The sequence below is a fragment of the Delftia sp. genome (genome assembly GCF_059499305.1).
This window is the reverse complement of sequence record NZ_JCABYI010000030.1, coordinates 528,761-544,496: the sequence shown is the minus strand read 5'-3', so window position 1 is coordinate 544,496 and position 15,736 is coordinate 528,761. Positions and strand designations below refer to the sequence as shown.

General features: G+C 69.1%; 20 protein-coding genes. 5 read left to right on the top strand and 15 right to left on the bottom strand.

Translation table 11 applies throughout. From position 1 onward, the window contains the following. Positions 1 to 18: 18 nt before the first annotated feature. Both AC5I49_RS19100 and ureE read right to left on the bottom strand, forming a co-directional pair. Positions 19 to 735 (bottom strand): urease accessory protein UreF, encoded by a 717-nt coding sequence (locus tag AC5I49_RS19100; RefSeq protein ID WP_495789841.1) that lies wholly within the window; start codon positions 733 to 735, stop codon positions 19 to 21. Next, positions 728 to 1,372 carry an urease accessory protein UreE gene (gene ureE / locus AC5I49_RS19095; protein ID WP_495789738.1) on the bottom strand — a complete coding sequence of 215 codons (645 nt, stop codon included), beginning with the start codon at positions 1,370 to 1,372 and terminating at the stop codon, positions 728 to 730. The genes AC5I49_RS19100 and ureE overlap by 8 nt, the downstream gene beginning before the upstream one ends. Positions 1,373 to 1,437: 65 nt before the next feature. On the opposite strand from ureE, the gene AC5I49_RS19090 reads away from it, so the two are divergent. Continuing rightward, positions 1,438 to 1,665 carry an AbrB/MazE/SpoVT family DNA-binding domain-containing protein gene (locus tag AC5I49_RS19090; protein ID WP_016446570.1) on the top strand — a complete coding sequence of 76 codons (228 nt, stop codon included), beginning with the start codon at positions 1,438 to 1,440 and terminating at the stop codon, positions 1,663 to 1,665. Further along, complete coding sequence (locus AC5I49_RS19085; protein ID WP_034366858.1) at positions 1,662 to 2,066, top strand: type II toxin-antitoxin system death-on-curing family toxin; 405 nt, start codon at positions 1,662 to 1,664, stop codon at positions 2,064 to 2,066. Before AC5I49_RS19090 ends, AC5I49_RS19085 begins: the two co-directional genes overlap by 4 nt. A 15-nt stretch (positions 2,067 to 2,081) precedes the next feature. On the opposite strand, the gene ureC is transcribed toward AC5I49_RS19085, so the two are convergent. The 7 genes from ureC to AC5I49_RS19050 all read right to left on the bottom strand — a co-directional run bounded on the left by ureC (position 2,082) and on the right by AC5I49_RS19050 (position 8,155). Continuing rightward, on the bottom strand, positions 2,082 to 3,785 hold the full coding sequence (gene ureC, locus AC5I49_RS19080; protein WP_012203113.1) for an urease subunit alpha: 1,704 nt from the start codon (positions 3,783 to 3,785) through the stop codon (positions 2,082 to 2,084). A gap of 12 nt (positions 3,786 to 3,797) precedes the next feature. After that, positions 3,798 to 4,103 (bottom strand): urease subunit beta, encoded by a 306-nt coding sequence (locus AC5I49_RS19075; RefSeq protein ID WP_026062842.1) that lies wholly within the window; start codon positions 4,101 to 4,103, stop codon positions 3,798 to 3,800. Between the two features lie 27 nt (positions 4,104 to 4,130). Then, positions 4,131 to 4,754, bottom strand: a complete 624-nt coding sequence (locus AC5I49_RS19070; protein WP_017407198.1) for a HupE/UreJ family protein — start codon at positions 4,752 to 4,754, stop codon at positions 4,131 to 4,133. Positions 4,755 to 4,912: 158 nt separating this feature from the next. Then, positions 4,913 to 5,215 (bottom strand): urease subunit gamma, encoded by a 303-nt coding sequence (locus AC5I49_RS19065; RefSeq protein ID WP_017407199.1) that lies wholly within the window; start codon positions 5,213 to 5,215, stop codon positions 4,913 to 4,915. A gap of 17 nt (positions 5,216 to 5,232) precedes the next feature. Next, positions 5,233 to 6,141 (bottom strand): urease accessory protein UreD, encoded by a 909-nt coding sequence (locus AC5I49_RS19060; RefSeq protein WP_203400024.1) that lies wholly within the window; start codon positions 6,139 to 6,141, stop codon positions 5,233 to 5,235. 201 nt (positions 6,142 to 6,342) lie between these two features. Further along, a complete protein-coding gene (locus AC5I49_RS19055; protein ID WP_495789737.1) occupies positions 6,343 to 7,581 on the bottom strand; it encodes an MFS transporter in 1,239 nt (412 codons plus the stop codon). Between the two features lie 46 nt (positions 7,582 to 7,627). Further along, positions 7,628 to 8,155 (bottom strand): RidA family protein, encoded by a 528-nt coding sequence (locus AC5I49_RS19050; RefSeq protein ID WP_279493476.1) that lies wholly within the window; start codon positions 8,153 to 8,155, stop codon positions 7,628 to 7,630. Between the two features lie 128 nt (positions 8,156 to 8,283). On the opposite strand from AC5I49_RS19050, the gene soxR reads away from it, so the two are divergent. Continuing rightward, complete coding sequence (gene soxR, locus AC5I49_RS19045) at positions 8,284 to 8,754, top strand: redox-sensitive transcriptional activator SoxR (RefSeq protein ID WP_034400108.1); 471 nt, start codon at positions 8,284 to 8,286, stop codon at positions 8,752 to 8,754. A 28-nt stretch (positions 8,755 to 8,782) separates the two neighbouring features. On the opposite strand, the gene AC5I49_RS19040 is transcribed toward soxR, so the two are convergent. After that, entirely contained in the window at positions 8,783 to 9,994 is a 1,212-nt protein-coding gene (locus AC5I49_RS19040) for an MFS transporter (RefSeq protein ID WP_437438704.1), read from the bottom strand. Between the two features lie 272 nt (positions 9,995 to 10,266). Here AC5I49_RS19040 and AC5I49_RS19035 point away from each other — a divergent pair, with 272 nt between their 5' ends. Beyond that, positions 10,267 to 10,734 carry a hypothetical protein gene (locus AC5I49_RS19035; RefSeq protein ID WP_016451899.1) on the top strand — a complete coding sequence of 156 codons (468 nt, stop codon included), beginning with the start codon at positions 10,267 to 10,269 and terminating at the stop codon, positions 10,732 to 10,734. A gap of 74 nt (positions 10,735 to 10,808) precedes the next feature. Here AC5I49_RS19035 and AC5I49_RS19030 read toward each other — a convergent pair whose 3' ends face one another. Both AC5I49_RS19030 and AC5I49_RS19025 read right to left on the bottom strand, forming a co-directional pair. Further along, positions 10,809 to 11,759, bottom strand: a complete 951-nt coding sequence (locus AC5I49_RS19030) for a diguanylate cyclase (protein ID WP_016446559.1) — start codon at positions 11,757 to 11,759, stop codon at positions 10,809 to 10,811. A 116-nt stretch (positions 11,760 to 11,875) separates the two neighbouring features. Beyond that, entirely contained in the window at positions 11,876 to 12,940 is a 1,065-nt protein-coding gene (locus tag AC5I49_RS19025) for a serine/threonine protein kinase (protein WP_495789736.1), read from the bottom strand. Positions 12,941 to 12,970: 30 nt separating this feature from the next. On the opposite strand from AC5I49_RS19025, the gene AC5I49_RS19020 reads away from it, so the two are divergent. Next, the gene (locus tag AC5I49_RS19020) at positions 12,971 to 13,723 is read left to right on the top strand and encodes a 2'-5' RNA ligase family protein (RefSeq protein ID WP_495789735.1); all 753 of its coding nucleotides are present in this window, start codon (positions 12,971 to 12,973) and stop codon (positions 13,721 to 13,723) included. Here the strand turns inward: AC5I49_RS19020 and AC5I49_RS19015 are convergent, their stop codons facing one another. From AC5I49_RS19015 to AC5I49_RS19005, 3 genes are all read right to left on the bottom strand, one after another. Further along, positions 13,724 to 14,140 carry an organic hydroperoxide resistance protein gene (locus AC5I49_RS19015; protein ID WP_016451896.1) on the bottom strand — a complete coding sequence of 139 codons (417 nt, stop codon included), beginning with the start codon at positions 14,138 to 14,140 and terminating at the stop codon, positions 13,724 to 13,726. 67 nt (positions 14,141 to 14,207) lie between these two features. Beyond that, entirely contained in the window at positions 14,208 to 14,678 is a 471-nt protein-coding gene (locus AC5I49_RS19010) for a MarR family winged helix-turn-helix transcriptional regulator (protein WP_495789734.1), read from the bottom strand. A 102-nt stretch (positions 14,679 to 14,780) separates the two neighbouring features. Next, on the bottom strand, positions 14,781 to 15,596 hold the full coding sequence (locus tag AC5I49_RS19005; RefSeq protein WP_495789733.1) for a crotonase/enoyl-CoA hydratase family protein: 816 nt from the start codon (positions 15,594 to 15,596) through the stop codon (positions 14,781 to 14,783). Positions 15,597 to 15,736 lie beyond the last annotated feature (140 nt).

Sequence of the window (15,736 nt, the reverse complement as noted above, 5' to 3'; positions counted from 1 at the left end):
TGGACTTGGGGTGAGTGATCAGGACCGGAAGAGCCGGGAGTACTGGTGTTCGTGCCGCGCCTGCAGCACGCTCCATTGGGGCAGCATGGTGTCCAGCCGGGGCGGCGCCTCGCTGGCGCGGCGGCGTGCCTCGCCCACGACCTGCTCCAGCAGCGGATGCAGGGCCAGCAGCAGGCTCTGGCCCGCCACCTGGCCCAGCGGCACGGCCTTGATGGCGGCGGCCACCTGGTTCTCCAGCCAGGCAAAGCCATAGGCCAGCAGGGCATGGTCCTCGTCGGCATCCACGGCGGCGCAGGCGCAGGCAAAGGCCGTGGGATAGGCCAGGCCAGGGGTGTCCACCAGCGCGCCCAGTTGTGCGATGCGGGGCGCAAAGGCCTCGCCGCCCCAGGGCACGGAGCGCAGCAGGCTGTGCAGCGACCAGCCCATCTGCAGCGTCTCGGCACGGGCCTCACGGCTGTCGCGGCTGGCAATGAACCATTGGTTCCATTCGTGCACTGCCCCTTCGTCGCCTTCGCTCCAGGCCCGGCGCAGCAGCAGCCACAGCGGCGCCTCGCAGCGTGCAAAGCCGTGGGCCAGCGCATCGGCAATCCAGGTGCGCGCCGTGCCGGCGTCCGTGACCAGGCCGTGCTCGATGGCGGCCTCCAGCCCCTGCGAATAGCTGAAGCCGCCCACGGGCAGCTGGGGCGATGCCAGGTGCAGCAGGGCGCACAGCCCCTGCATCGACAGGTCAGCCATGCGGATGGTCGTGGCCGTGCCCGTGTCCGCAGCAGCCTTTGTGATCATGGTCATGGCTGTGGTCGTGGCCATGTTCATGCCCGTGGGAATGATCGTGTGAATGGCCGTGTGCGTGCCCATGGTCATGCAGCGCATACACGCTCTGCGCCAGTGCCTGGTCCTCGGCAAAGCTGGCGTCATGGCCGTGGCGGTGGCCGCCGCCATAGGCGCCGGCCTCGGGCTCGAAGGGCGCATCCACCAGGGCCACCTGCGCGCCCAGGCGCAGCAGCATGTCGTGCAGCACGGGGTCGTGTTCCAGGTGCAGGTGCGTGGGCGTGACCTCCACCGGGATATGCCGGTTGCCCAGGTGGTAGGCCGCACGCAGCAGGCCCAGCGGCGTAGCCGCCGTCACGCGCAACACCGCCTGGGGCGCGGCGCGCACGGCGACCAGGCTGCCATCCTCGGCCACCAGCACATCGCCGCCGCGCAGCACGCTGCCGCGCGCCAGCACCACGGCCAGCTCGCGCCCCGTGGAATCGATGGCCGCAAAGCGGCTCTTCTGGCGCATGTCCCAGTCCAGTTCCAGCGTGGCGGCGCGCCTGACCAGCACGGCGGCAAGGCCGCCGCCCTGGGGCATGTGTTTGTTGACGGTGAGCATGAATTGTTTCGTATTAACGTTCGTTATAACATTGCGAGGTCAATGACTTCCCTGGAGATTCCATCATGACCACTCTCAAACTCACCCAGGTCGGCAATTCCGTGGGCTTGATCCTGCCCAAGGAGATTCTGGCGAAGCTGAACCTGGGCAAAGGCGACACGGTGTATCTGACCGAGGTTGCCGACGGTGGCATCAAGCTTTCTCCGTATGACGAGGACTTCGGGCAGCAGATGGATGCAGCGCGCCTGATCATGAAAAAGCGGCGTGGTGTTTTGCGTGAGCTGGCGAAATGACCGGGAACATGCAGGTTTGGGTCTGGCTCAGCGAGGCCGTCATGCTGGCTGTTCACGAAGAGCAACTGACCGAGCATGGTGGCCCGGCGGGCGTGCGTGATGCCGGGTTGCTGGCATCCGCCCTGGCCAGGCCACGCCATCTGGCCGCTTATGGGGCGCCTGATGCGGCCGAGCTGGCAGCCAGCTATGGCTTTGGCATCGCGCGCAACCATCCCTTTGCGGATGGCAATAAACGCACAGCCTTTGTGGCGACCGAGCTGTTTCTCCATCTCAATGGCTGGGAATTGACGGCGGGTGACGAGTCCTGTGTGCTGACCATGGTGGCCTTGGCCGCAGGCGAACTGGACGAGGCCGGGTTCGCCCTCTGGATACGTGAGCACAGTGCGCCCTTGCCCCGCTGACCCCATTGCTCCCCCTTAAAAAAGAAAATACCGCTGCGCCATCGGCAGCTCGGTGGCGGGCTCGCAGGTCAGCAGCTGGCCGTCGGCCACGACCTGGTAGGTCTCGGGATCGACGCTGATGTCGGGCTGCCAGTCGTTGTGCACCATGTCGCGCTTGCTGACGCTGCGGCAGTTTTCCACGGCCACGGTGCGCTTGCGCAGGCCGTAGCGGTCGGCCACGCCGGCCTGCTGGGCGGCCTGCGAGACGAAGGTGAGGCTGGCCGCCGCCACGCCGCTGCCCTGGCCCGCGAACATGGGGCGGTAGTGCACGGGCTGGGGCGTGGGGATGCTGGCGTTGGGGTCGCCCATGGCGGCGCTGGCGATGCTGCCGCCCTTGAGGATGAGGCTGGGCTTGACGCCGAAGAACGCAGGCCGCCACAGCACCAGGTCGGCCAGCTTGCCGACCTCGACCGAGCCCACGACATGGGCGATGCCATGCGTGCGTGCGGGGTTGATGGTGTACTTGGCCACGTAGCGCTTGACGCGGAAGTTGTCGTGGCGCGCGTTGTCGCCCGGCAGGCTGCCGCGCTGGACCTTCATCTTGTGCGCGGTCTGCCAGGTGCGCAGCACGACCTCGCCCACGCGGCCCATGGCCTGGCTGTCGCTGGAGATCATGGAGAAGGCGCCCAGGTCGTGCAGCACGTCCTCGGCGGCGATGGTCTCGCGGCGGATGCGGCTTTCGGCGAAGGCGATGTCCTCGGCAATCGAGGCGTCCAGGTGGTGGCAGACCATGAGCATGTCCAGGTGCTCGTCCAGCGTGTTCACCGTGTAGGGCCGCGTGGGGTTGGTGGACGAGGGCAGCACGTTGGCCTCGCCGCAGACCTTGATGATGTCGGGCGCGTGGCCGCCGCCCGCGCCTTCGGTGTGGTAGGTGTGGATGGTGCGGCCCTTGAAGGCGGCCACCGTGGCTTCCACGAAGCCGCCCTCGTTGAGCGTGTCGGTGTGGATGGCGACCTGGGTGTCGGTCTCGTCGGCCACGCCCAGGCAGCAGTCGATGGCGGCGGGCGTCGATCCCCAGTCCTCGTGCAGCTTCAGGCCGATGGCGCCTGCCGCGATCTGCTCGCGCAGCGGCGCGGCCTGGCTGGCGTTGCCCTTGCCCAGCAGGCCGATGTTCATGGGGTAGCCGTCCACGGCCTGCAGCATGCGCTCCATGTGCCAGGGGCCGGGCGTGACCGTGGTGGCGAAGGTGCCCGTGGCCGGGCCCGTGCCGCCGCCGATCATGGTGGTCACGCCGCTGGTCAGCGCCTCGTCGATCTGCTGCGGGCAGATGAAGTGGATGTGCGTGTCGATGCCGCCGGCCGTGACGATCATGCCCTCGCCCGCAATGATTTCCGTGCCGGGGCCGATGACGATGGTCACGCCCGGCTGCATGTCCGGGTTGCCGGCCTTGCCTATGCCGGCGATCAGCCCGTTCTTGATGGCGATGTCGGCCTTGACGATGCCCCAGTGGTCGATGATCACGGCATTGGTGATGACGGTGTCGGCGCAGTCGGCGGCCATGCGCTGGCTCTGGCCCATGCCGTCGCGGATGACCTTGCCGCCGCCGAACTTGACCTCTTCGCCGTAGATCGTGTGGTCCTTCTCGATCTCGATGACCAGGGCCGTGTCGGCCAGCCGCAGGCGGTCGCCCACGGTGGGGCCGAACATCTCGGCATAGGCCTGACGCGTGATGCTTGCCATGAATGTTCCCTTTCAGAGAGGTCCCATCACCTTGGCGTTGAAGCCATAGATGATGCGGTCGCCGGAGATTTCCACCAGTTCCACCGTGCGTTCCTGGCCCGGCTCGAAGCGCACGGCCGTGCCGGCCGCGATGTTCAGCCGCCAGCCGCGTGCGGCGGCGCGGTCGAAGTGCAGGGCCTCGTTGACCTCGAAGAAATGAAAGTGCGAGCCCACCTGCACGGGCCGGTCGCCGGTGTTGGTGACCGTGAGGGTCTGCACGGGCCGGCCTGCGTTCAGCAGGATCTCGCCGGGCTCGGCCAGCAGTTCGCCGGGGGTGATGCGCTCGGTCATGTGCGGCTCCCGCGCTCAGCCTGCCAGCGCCACGGCACCGTAGCCCATGGCGGCCACGCCGGCCAGGCGTGCGGCCCAGGCCGATGCCGTGCCGCCGCGCATGGCCCGGCCAAAGGCCACGCCCAGCGCATGCAGCACCAGCGTGGTGGCGACCATGCCCGCCATGTAGGCCCAGAACACGGCTGCGGGCAGCGCGTGGGGGAAGACCTCGCCATGCGCGTATCCGTGGAACAGCGCGAAGGCGCCGGCCAGCACCATGGCCAGGGCCACGGGCAGGCGGCGCTGGGCCACCAGCAGCAGGCCGAAGGCCAGCAGCGATGCAGCCACCATGGGCTCCACGGCCGGCAGCTCCAGCGGGGTCTGCGTCAGCGCCAGGCCCAGCGCCATGCAGGCGGCAAAGGCCACGGGCGGCAGCCACTGGCGCTTGAGCATCAGCCCGCACCACAGGCCCAGCGCCACCATGGCCAGCAGATGGTCCAGGCCCGCGATGGGATGGGACAGCCCGGCCATCAGGGCCTGCATGGCGCCGTCGCCGGCATGCAGGTGGGCGCCGGCCCCCGTATGGGCGCTGGCAGCCGTGGCGGCGGCCAGCAGGGCCGGGGCGAGCAGGTAGTTGAAAGTGTTGCGGAATCTGAACATGGAGATCTCCTTGATCGCTATCGAGACTGGATCTGCCCACGGCACAAGCGGATGCAGCGGGCTGGTTGGGGGTGCCCAGCAAGGGCCTAAGCTGGCCGCGCCGCCCCGCAGCGATGGCGCCGTCCCCCTTGGGGGAAGCGGCGTAGCCGCTCAGGGGGTCAAACTATTGGGTGATGAACGGTGACCAGCTTGGTGCCGTCCGGGAAAGTGGCTTCGACCTGGATGTCCGGGATCATTTCTGGGATGCCCTCCATCACATCGGCGCGCGTCAGCACCGTGGTGCCCAGGTGCATGAGCTCGGCCACGGTCTTGCCGTCGCGCGCCCACTCCAGCACGGCAGCGCTGATCAGCGCCACGGCCTCGGGGTAGTTGAGCTTCAGGCCGCGCGCCTTGCGCCGCTCGGCCACCAGGGCTGCGGTGAACAGCAGCAGCTTGTCTTTTTCACGCGGGGTGAGTTCCATGGATGAGTCTCCGTTGATCAGGTGGCCCAGAGGCGGGGAGGGCGGGCAGGCATGTCCAGCAGTGCGGGGCGCAGCAGGCGCCAGCCTTCATGCAGCACGGCCCGTGCCGCCTCCATGCGCCGCGCCAGCACGCGCAGCAGCAGCACCGAGGGCGCGCCGCCCTGGCCGGCCAGCAGGCTGGCGCCGGCGCGCACTTCGTCGCTCCAGGGCAGGCTCGCGGCCAGTTGCTCGCTCAATGGCTCCATGGCCGCCAGGGGTTCCGGGGCCACGGCCCAGAGGCTGGCCTGTATGGGCAAGCCTGCCCAGGCAACCGGGCTGGACAGCAGGGCATGGCCGCAGTGCAGCTCGCCCTGTTCCAGCCACAGTGGCAGGCCCGCATGGGTCAGCCGGTTGTGAAGCTGCAGCCGCGCAGGCGGTGCGTCGGCATGGTTCCAGTGCTCGCCTGCGCCATAGCGGCCCAGCACCGTGGCGTCCCAGCCGATGGCGCGCGCGCCCGGCGCAAGATCCAGGTCCAGCGCCATGGTGGCGTCGGCACCGGCAAACAGCATGTTTTCCTGCGGCAGCCATTCCAGGATGGCGCCTTCTTCCACGCGCAGCCGCACGCGCTGCGCGGCCGGGCGGCCCTGGGACTTGTACCAGCGCGTGGCGCCTGGCGTGGTCAGCAGGGCGTGGGCGCCGGGCTCCACGGTCACATCGATCTGCAACTGGTCGCCGCCAGCCACGCCGCCGGGCGGGTGCAGCAGCACGGCATGGCAGATGCCGGGGCCTTCAGGGTGCAGCGGCTTTTGCACGCGCAGCGGGCCGCTGTGGCGTGCGTGGGAAAGCACGCTGCCCTGGCCGGCGCGGTGCCCGAAGCGCAGCTCCAGCATGGCCTGCCAGCCCGAGGCGGACGTGGGCACGGCGGTGATCGGTAGCGCTGCGGACATGGGCGGGGCGGACGGTACAGGGCGTGTGGGTGGTAACGGCCTTCCGTCATGCATTTAGCGTGCCAATCCGGTGCAGTGGCGGCTGCGCCCTGCTGGTGCGCTGGTGCATCGGATTGGTGCGTGCGCTGCCATGCGCGGGGCGGAATGCGGCACGCTTGCGGTGCATTCCTGCGCCGCCGTGCCGCAGGTTGGTGCGATGCCCTACGCCCGTGCCTTGGCTTGGCGCGCCAGGCTTCTGTCCCAGGCGACCACGGCCAGCGTGCACAGGCTCAGGGCCAGGCCTGCAACGCCGGCACCCGTCCATCCCCAGTGCAGCCACACCGTCGAGCCCACGGCTGAGCCCAGCGAGGCGCCGATGAAGTACCCCGTCATGTAGACCGCATTGATGCGCGATCGCGCCGAAGGCGCCAGCGCGTAGATCACGTTCTGGTTGCTGATGTGCAGGGCCTGCAGCGCAGCATCGACGATGAGCAGCCCCGCCAGGAACCACCACAGGCTGGTGCCGCCCAGCCACAGCGCCCCCCAGCCCGCCAGCATGAGCAGGCCGCCGGCCAGCGTGGTGCGCTGCTCCAGCCCCCGGTCGGCCAGCCGGCCGGCCATGTTGGCCATGAGGGCGCCGGCCACGCCGACCAGGCCGATGAGGCCGATCTGCGCATCGCCGAACCCGTAGCCCGGCCCGGCCAGCAGCAGCGCCATGGTGGAGAACAGCACGCTCACCGTGGCAAAGCCCATGCCGCCGATCAGCGCCCGGCTGCGCAGGCGCGGCTGCTCGCGCGCCAGCGTGAGCAGGGAGCGCATCACCGCGCCATAGCCGATGCGCTGGGCCGGCTGCGCCAGCGGCAGCGCGCGCCGCAGCAGCAGGGCCACGCCGGCCGTGGCCAGGGCACCGACCCAGTACACGGCATTCCAGCCGCCCAGGTCCGAGAGCACGCCGGCCACGCTGCGCGAGGCCAGGATGCCGATCAGCAGCCCGCTCATGACCAGGCCCACGGCGCGCCCGCTGGCGCCGGGCGCCGCAAAGCTGGCCGCCATGGGCACCAGCACCTGGGCCGCGACCGAGAACAGCCCGGTCATCAGCGTGCCCGCCGCCAGCAGGGTGAAGCTGTGCGCCATGCCGCTGGCCAGCATGCCCAGCGCGGCCAGCAGCATCAGGCTCAGCACCAGGCGGCGGCGTTCCAGCATGTCGCCCAGCGGCACGAGCAGCAGCAGTCCCAGCGCATAGGAGACCTGGGCCATGGTCACCGTCAGCGAGGCACGCGCCTCGCTGATGCCCAGGTCGATGGCGATGGAGTGCAGCAGCGGCTGGTTGAAGTAGTTGGCGCCCGCGCACAGGCCGCAGGCCGTGGCCATGAGCAGCAGGGTGCTCTGGGGCAGCACGGGGGTGGCGGTGGCCTGCATGGGCGGCGAGGGCAGGGCGGGGGCCGGGGAGGATCTGTTCATCGGACGAATGCCTGTGGTATCTGCTGATGGGTGGCAAGCGGATGGCTCAGACCCACAGCGGCGGCCGCGCCGGCTGGGCGGTGGCGGGCAGTACGGCCACGGCATCGACCTCGATCAGCATGCCGGGCAGGGCCAGCCGGGGCACGGGGATCAGGGTGCAGGCCGGAAAGCGCGGCAGGGTATTGCTGGGGGCGCCATCGCCGGGGGCACCGTCGCTCCAATGCAGGCGCACGGCGGCCTGCCAGTCGTTGAAGCGGGCCTCCGAGTGGTCCACGATGAGCAGGGTCAGCTTGACCACCTGGCCCATGTCCGCGCCCGCCGCCTGCAGCGCCAGCTTGAGGTTGGACAGCGCCTGCTGCGCCTGGGCCGCGAAGCTGTCGGGCAAGTCGCCCGCCTGGTTCTCGCCGCCCTGGCCCGAGACGAAGGCCCATTGCGCCGGCCCGTGCACGGTGACCACATGGGTGTAGCCGTTGGGCGTGGCGTCGTAGAGGCCGGCGGGCTGCAGATGGTGCAGTTGCGGGGCCGTGGAAGCGGCGGGCTGTGCCGAGGCGGCTGGAAGTGCGTCGTGTTGCATGGTGGGCCTGGAGTCCGAAAGTGCGCCGGCTGGACCGGTGAGGCTTGCCAGTGTGAAACCTCAACCAAAGTTGAGGTCAAATGCAGGCCTGCTTGGACCTATTTTTCCTGCGCCTATTTTCTGCTGCCATGAATCTGTCTTCTGCCGGTGTCACCGCGTCCGACCATGACGGGCCGGCCATCCTCTCCGTGGGCGAAGTGGCCCGGCGCAGTGGCATCACCGTCTCGGCCCTGCATTTCTACGAGCGCCAGGGGCTGATCGAGAGCCTGCGCACGCCCGGCAACCAGCGCCGCTATGCGCGTGCCGTGCTGCGGCGCGTGGCCGTCATCAGGGTGGCCCAGCGCATGGGCGTGCCGCTGGCCGAGATTGCCGAGGCGCTGCAGGAGCTGCCCAGCGGCCGCACGCCCACGCAGGCCGACTGGAGCGCGCTGTCCGCGCGCTGGCGCCATGCGCTGGATGCGCGCATCCAGGGGCTGACCCAGCTGCGCGACCAGATCGACGGCTGCATTGGCTGCGGCTGCCTGTCCCTCAAGGTCTGCCCGCTGCGCAATGACGGCGATTGCCTGGCCAAGGACGGGCCGGGGCCGCACTTTCGCTGAATAGCATGCGCGTGGGCGCGAACAGGCCCTAGTGCTTGGGCATGGGCAGCGTGGGCGTGCGCGTGCACATCCAGCACAGCCAGCCGGCCAGCGCGCCCATGACGATGCAGTAGGCGACCAGGGCCTCGGTGATGCCGATGTGGTCCGAGAGCCAGCCCAGGCCGAGGATGGGCACGATGGTGCCCAGGTAGCCGACCACCAGGTACGTGGACAGCAGGCCCGTGCGCGTGGCCGGTGTCGAGACCTTGTTGACGATGGACATGCCCGCCAGATTGCACAGGCCGTGGCCCGCCGCCGTGGTGATCACGCTGAGCGCGAACAGCAGGGCCGAGCCCGCAAAGCTGTTGACCAGCAGCAGGAGGTTGCAGGCCACCAGGCAGGCAAAGCCCAGAATGGCCGAGCCCTTGGTCGGGCGCGGGCGCGCCAGGTACTGGAAGCCCGCCGAGAGGAACAGGATCACGCCGATGGACAGGCCCGAAACGGCCGGCCCATGCCAGGGCACCATGCGCTGCATGAAGCTGGGCGCCAGCGATGCGAACAGGCTGAACATGCCGAAGGCGCAGAACGCACACATGCCGCCCAGCGCGTAGTGGCGCGCAAAGCGGCGCTCGGGCAGGGTGATGGTGGGCATGAAATCGCGCCAGTGCAGCGCACGTGCCTGGGTGGAGGCCAGCTCCGCCGGCTCGGCAATGCGCACCTGGTACAGCGCATAGATGGCCAGCAGGCCCAGCCCCAGCGAGGGGATATAGGCCGTGACCAGCGGCCAGGGCAGCCACTGCGCGATCAGCCCGCCCACCACGGGGCCCAGCCCGAAGCCGAAGGCAATGGTCAGGCTGGTCGTGGCCGCGGCGCGCTGCAGGTCGCCCCGGTTGTTGAGCCGGGTCATGCCCACCGAGGCCGAGGTGGTGATCAGCCCCGAAGCCACGCCGATCACCACGCGGCCCAGCGCAAAGCTGGGCACGTTCCAGGCCACGGTGGAGGCCAGCACGCCCAGCGTCATCAGGATCAGGCCTGCGCGCAGCACGGCGACAAAGCCGAAGCGGTCGGTCAGCCGGCCCAGGAACAGCAGGCTGGCCAGCGCGCCGAACATGTAGGCCACGAAGATCTGCGTGATGTGGCTGGGCTGCAGCCCCCAGGCCTGCTGGTACAGCGGGTACAGCGGGCTGGCCAGGGCCGTGCCCATGACACCCACGCACATGGAAAAACACACCCACGCATAGGGCGGCCAACGGGTTTGCATAGAAAAAGGGAACGCGAAGAAGACGAAAGCGAGGGAAAGAGGCGCCGCGCAGGCCTTGCGCCCCGAGGCGCCGCGGCACTGTCCGGGAGCGCATGGAATCTGGAATGACCCGCAGGCCAATGGGTGAATTCTAAGAAACCCGCGTGTCCTGGGTGTTGCGCCGCCTCCGAGCCCCTGGCATGCACCCGGGCATACCGCTGGCATCGTGCGCCAGGCGGGCGGGTGTACCCTGTGGCCGTCCCTGTGTTTTCCCCTTGTCCTGAGAGTCCGGCATGCCAGTTCCACCCACCGCCTTCATCACCTGCCCGCCATCGCGCAAGGCGGCTGGTGCCGCGCTTGCCGCCTGCGCGCTGCTGCTGGCCGGTTGCGGCTCGGTAGGCGGCGGCGTGGGCATAGGCATTCCCGTCGGCCCGGTATCGGTGGGCGTCGGGCTGGGCAGCGGCGGGCTGAGCGCCGGTGTCGGCACGGGCGTGGGGCCGCTGGGCGTTGGGGTGGGCGTCAACCAGAGTGGCCAGGTCCTGGGCAGCGCCGGCGTGGGCGCCTCCACGGGCGTGGGCGGCGCGCGGGTGGGTGTGGGCGTGGGCTCGTCCACCGTGCTGCACGACCCGCAGCGCTCCGCCACCCAAACACCGCAGGAGCCCGCACCTGCAGCGCCCTCCCAGACCCCCGCCGGCCAGCTGCAATGGCGCGACGCCAGCGGTCAGGTCGTACCGGCCTGCCGCGTCGACGGGCGTTGCTAACGCTTAAGCGTATGCGTCGCCCTGTAAGGTGCGCCTGGCCCAGCCTAGGGCAGCCGCTCAGGGGGTACTTCGGTTCACCCCGCCCAGACGATACGGTCCCGGCCCGCGTTCTTGGCGAGGTACAGGCGCCGGTCGGCATCGGCCAGCAATTGGTCGGCGCTGTTGTCGGGCGAAGGCGCCATGCTGGCCACACCCAGGCTGACGGTCAGCGCATGGCCCAGGGGCGAGGCGGCGTGGGGCAGGTCCAGCGCCCTGAGCGCATCGACGATGCCCTGCGCAACCAGCACCGCGCCGTCCAGCGCCGTATGGGGCAGCAGGCAGACGAATTCCTCGCCGCCATAGCGCGCCAGCAGGTCGCCAGGCCGGTGCAGCGCGCCCTGTATGGCCTGGGACAGCTGGCTCAGGCATTCATCGCCGACCAGATGGCCGTAGTGGTCGTTGTAGGCCTTGAAGTGGTCCACATCGATCATCACCAGCGACAGCGGCTCGCCCAGCCGCTGCAGGCGCATGAACTCGCGCTCCAGCTGGGCGCCGAAAAAGCGCCGGTTGGCCGTGCCCGTCAGCCCGTCGCTGTGCGAGAGCAGCTGCAGCATCTTGCGCTGCTGTGCAATCTCCAGATGCGTGCGCACGCGCGCCTTGAGCACGGGCGGGCGAAAGGGCTTGGTCACGAAATCCACCGCGCCCAGGTTCAGTCCCAGTTCCTCGCAATGGGGCTCGGTCAGCGCCGTGAGAAAGATGACGGGGATGTGGGCGGTTTCCAGGTCCGCCTTCAGGCGCCGGCAGACCTCGAAGCCGTCCATCTCGGGCATGCGGATGTCCAGCAGGATGAGGTCGGGCAGGTACTGGCGGGCCAGGGTCAGCGCGTCCTCGCCCGTGTGGGCCATGAGCACGCTGCACAGATCCTTGATCACCTGGCAGATGATGGCGGCGTTGTCCGGGACGTCGTCCACCACAAGCACCTTCTGCCCGGCAGGCAAGGGCTGTAGCGGGTTGGGCAGCGTAGGGGGGAAGGCGGAGTAGGGCATGGCCGGTGGGATTTCGGGCCGAGAATACCCCGGAACCCGCAGCCCTGGATAGGGCGCAGGAGGTCTGGACAATTTGTAAAGATCTCTGTCTTCGGCAGGCAGGCGGCCCGGTGGCCTCAGGCGTATAGAGGCTCTTCCTGCATCGCCTCGATCTGCTCGTTGAGCATGTCCACCTGTCCGCGCCAGTAGTCGGGTGTGCCGAACCACGGGAAGTTGATGGCAAAGATCGGGTCGTCCTGGCGTCGCGCCAGCCAGGCGCTGTAGTGGATGAGTCGCAGCGTGCGCAGCGGCTCGATCAGGGCCAGCTCGCGTCGGTCGAAGGGGCGGAACTGTTCATAGCCATCCAGCAGGGCCCCCAGCTGGCGCGTGCGCTGGCTGCGGTCGCCCGACAGCAGCATCCACAGGTCCTGCACGGCCGGGCCCGTGCGCGCATCGTCCAGGTCCACGAAATGCGGGCCGCCATGGCCTTCGTCGTCCAGCGGCGTCCACAGCACGTTGCCGGGATGGCAGTCGCCGTGCAGGCGCAGCGTGCGCGCGCTGTGCAGGCCGAAGTGGCCGGCTGCGCTCAGGCCGTCGGCAGCGGGTGCCATCAGCTCAAGGGCGCGCTGGCAGGCGGCTTCCCAGGTGGATTCCACCTCCAGCGGAATCATTTTCCGGTCCAGCAGCCATTGCATGGAGTCGTGGCCGAAGGTGGCCAGGTCCAGCGCGGGCCGGTGCACAAACGGGCGCGCTTCGCCCACGGTGTGGATGCGGGCCAGGAAGCGCCCGGTCCACTCCAGCACCTCGAAATCGTCCAGCTCGGGCGGGCGGCCACCGCGCCAGGGGCTGACCGAGAAATCAAAGCCCGCGTAGCTGTGCAGCGTGGCACCTGCCAGCACCAGCGGGGGCACGGCAGGCACTTCGGCGGCCGTCAGCTCGGCGCTGAAGGCGTGCTCCTCCAGGATCTGATCGCGGCTCCAGCGGCCCGGGCGGTAGAACTTCAGCACCACGCGTTCGCCGTCCTCCAGCACGGCCTGGTAGACGCGGTTTTCGTAGGAGGCCAGGGCCGTGAGCCGGCCATCGCCCCACAGGCCGACCGAGGCCAGTGCGTCGAGCACGGCGTCGGGCGTGAGCCGGGCATAGGCGTGCGAACCGGCATCGGGGACGGCACTCAGATCAGGATCGTATGGTGTGGCAGACATGGGGAGATTGTCGCCGGGCTGGCTTAAGCTTTGCGTCCGCCCGACAACGCCGATCCGTCCGCCGTGCCGCTGCTGCCCCACTTCCTGCAATCCCATGCCATCGCCAGTGCGGCCGGGCCATCCGACGACTGGAGCGCCTGGCACCTCGGCCGTGGCCGCTATGCGGTCTGGGTGGTGACGATGCAGGCGCTGGCCCCGCCTGTGCGCGACGCAGTGCAAGCCGCCTGTGCGCAGGCACGCCGCTGGCTGGGCGCGGCGCTGGTCCCGCACTGCCAGCGGCAACTGCACGTGACCCTGGCCACCGCGGGCTTTCTGGATGGCGGTGCGCAACTGCCGCAGGCCTACGGCGCGGCGCAACTGTCGCGCGACCTGCTCGCGCTGCAGCACCTGCCGGCCGCGCCGCTGCAGCTGGAGTTCGGTGGCTGGGGAAGTTTCGAGATGGCGCCCTACCTTCAGGTGCGCGACGGCAGGCCGGACGGCTGCACGCTGCACGGACTGCATGGCGTGCTCGCGCAGACAGGGCCAGGGCTGGCGCTGACCGAGGCGATGCGCCCCTACGTGCCCCATGTGACGCTGGGCGCCTGGAGCGCTGCCTGGCCCCGTGACCAGGTGCTGCAATGGATGAGCGGCCTGCCAATGCAGGAGCACTGGCAGGCCGCCGTGGGCGAGATCGCGCTGGTCAGCTATGCAGCCGATGTGCTGCACGGGCCGTTGACCTGTCACGCCCGCTACGACCTCCTGGGCCGCAGGCTGCACTGGCTGCAGAGGCCGGACTGGGCCTGATCAGGCCAGGGTGATCTGCACGTCGATGTTGCCGCGCGTGGCGTTGGAGTAGGGGCAGACCTGGTGGGCCGCGTCCACCAGGGCCTGGGCGGCGGCCCTGTCCATGCCGGGCAGGCTGACCTTCAGGCGCGCGGCGATGCCGTAGGCGTTGGGGATGGTGCCCAGGTCCACTTCGGCGTCGATGGCCAGGTCCTGGGGCAGGCTGATCTTCTGCTTGCCGGCCACGGCCTTGATGGCGCCGATGAAGCAGGCCGAGTAGCCGGCGGCGAACAGTTGCTCGGGGTTGGTGCCCGTGCCGCTGGTGCCCGGCGAGGACAGGGTCACATCCAGGCGTCCGTCATCGGTGCGCGAGGCGCCGTCGCGGCCGCCGGTGGTGTGGGCACGTGCGGTGTACAGGACTTTTTCGAGCTGGGCCATGGTGTCTTCCTTTTGCAAAGTTGTCCGGCGGTGCGGACGGGTGGAGGAAATCGTCTGTGGGTGGTCGTCAATCGCTGCAGCGCGGCACCAGTCGCTGGCGCAGTGCGCCCAGTTGCTGCGTCAGCGCCTGCAACTCGGGCAGCGTGCACTGCGTGCTCTGCAGCACGCAGGCGGGAATCTTTTCAGCCGCATCGCGCAGTGCCCGGCCTTGCGGCGTGAGCGTGATGCGCACGCGCCTCTCGTCATGCGCATCGCGCACCCGCTCCAGCAGGCCCGCGCCTTCCAGGCGCTTGAGCAACGGGGTCAGCGTGCCCGAATCCAGATACAGCTGTTCGCCGATCTCGGACACGGTCAGGCCGTCGCGCTCCCACAGCACCAGCATCACCAGGTACTGCGGATAGGTCAGGCCGATGCCATCGAGCAGGGGCTTGTACAGCTTGGTCATGGCCAGCGATGCCGAGTACAGCGCGAAGCAGACCTGGTTGTCCAGGCGCAGAAGCTCGGAGCTGTCGAGAGGAAGGGGAGGGCTGCTGGGCATGGGTTGAATTATTGCTGTCAATTAAATTGTGCACAACTTAATTTGAAAAACCCCTTCGGATCGGAAGGTGAAGATCCGCAGGGGTCGAGGGACCGAGGGGGCCTATCGGCCCGTGAAGCGAGCGGGGCGTTTTTCGATGAAGGAGCGCACGCCCTCGGCCGCATCCTCGCTGCTGGCCAGGCGCTGCTGCACGGGAATGAAGTCGGCCACGGCGGCGGCCTGGCCCAGCTCGATGGCCTTGAGCACATTGAGCCGCGTGGCCACCACGGCCTGCGGGGCCTGGGCGGCAATGCGCTCGGCAATGCGCAGCGCCTCGGCCAGCTCCTCGCCGGCCGGCACCACCTTCTGCACGAAGTTCAGGCGATAGGCCTCGGCGCTGTCGAATTCGTCGGCCGTCAGCAGGTGCAGCATGGCATTGCCCACGCCCGCACGTTCGGCCATGCGCAGCGTGGCGCCGCCCGTGGGCATGATGCAGCGCTGCACCTCCAGCTGGGAAAAGCGGCAGTCATCGGCCGCGACCACGATGTCGGCGCCCAGCATCAGCTCGATGCCCACCGTGAAGCAAATGCCCTTGACCGCCACCACCATGGGCTTGGCGCGGCGCCGGTAGCCGACCAGGCCGTAGTCGTGCGGCTCCACCAGGCCTTGCGGGATGGCCTTCCTGCCCGAGCGCAGGTACTCCGCCATCACCGGCAGGTCCAGCCCCGCCGTGAAATGGCTGCCGAACGCATGCAGCACGCCCACGCGCAATTGCGGGTCGTCGTCCAGCCGGGTATAGGCCTCGGCCAGCTGCTGGAACATGGTGGGCGTCCAGCCGTTGCGCTTGGCGGGACGGTTGATGCCGATCAGCAGCACATGGCCGCGCACTTCGCAGCTGATGCAGCCTTCGGGCGGCGGGGTGGGGGTGTTGATGTCCATGCGTGTCTCCTGCGCATGGACCTTAGAGCAGGCCAGGGATGGGTGCAGTCGCGCAGAGGACGGTTGAAAACGAAATGAATATCTAAGCAATGCTTTCGTTTTCTGAGGTTTGGGAAGCTGATCGATGAAAATCGATAAGT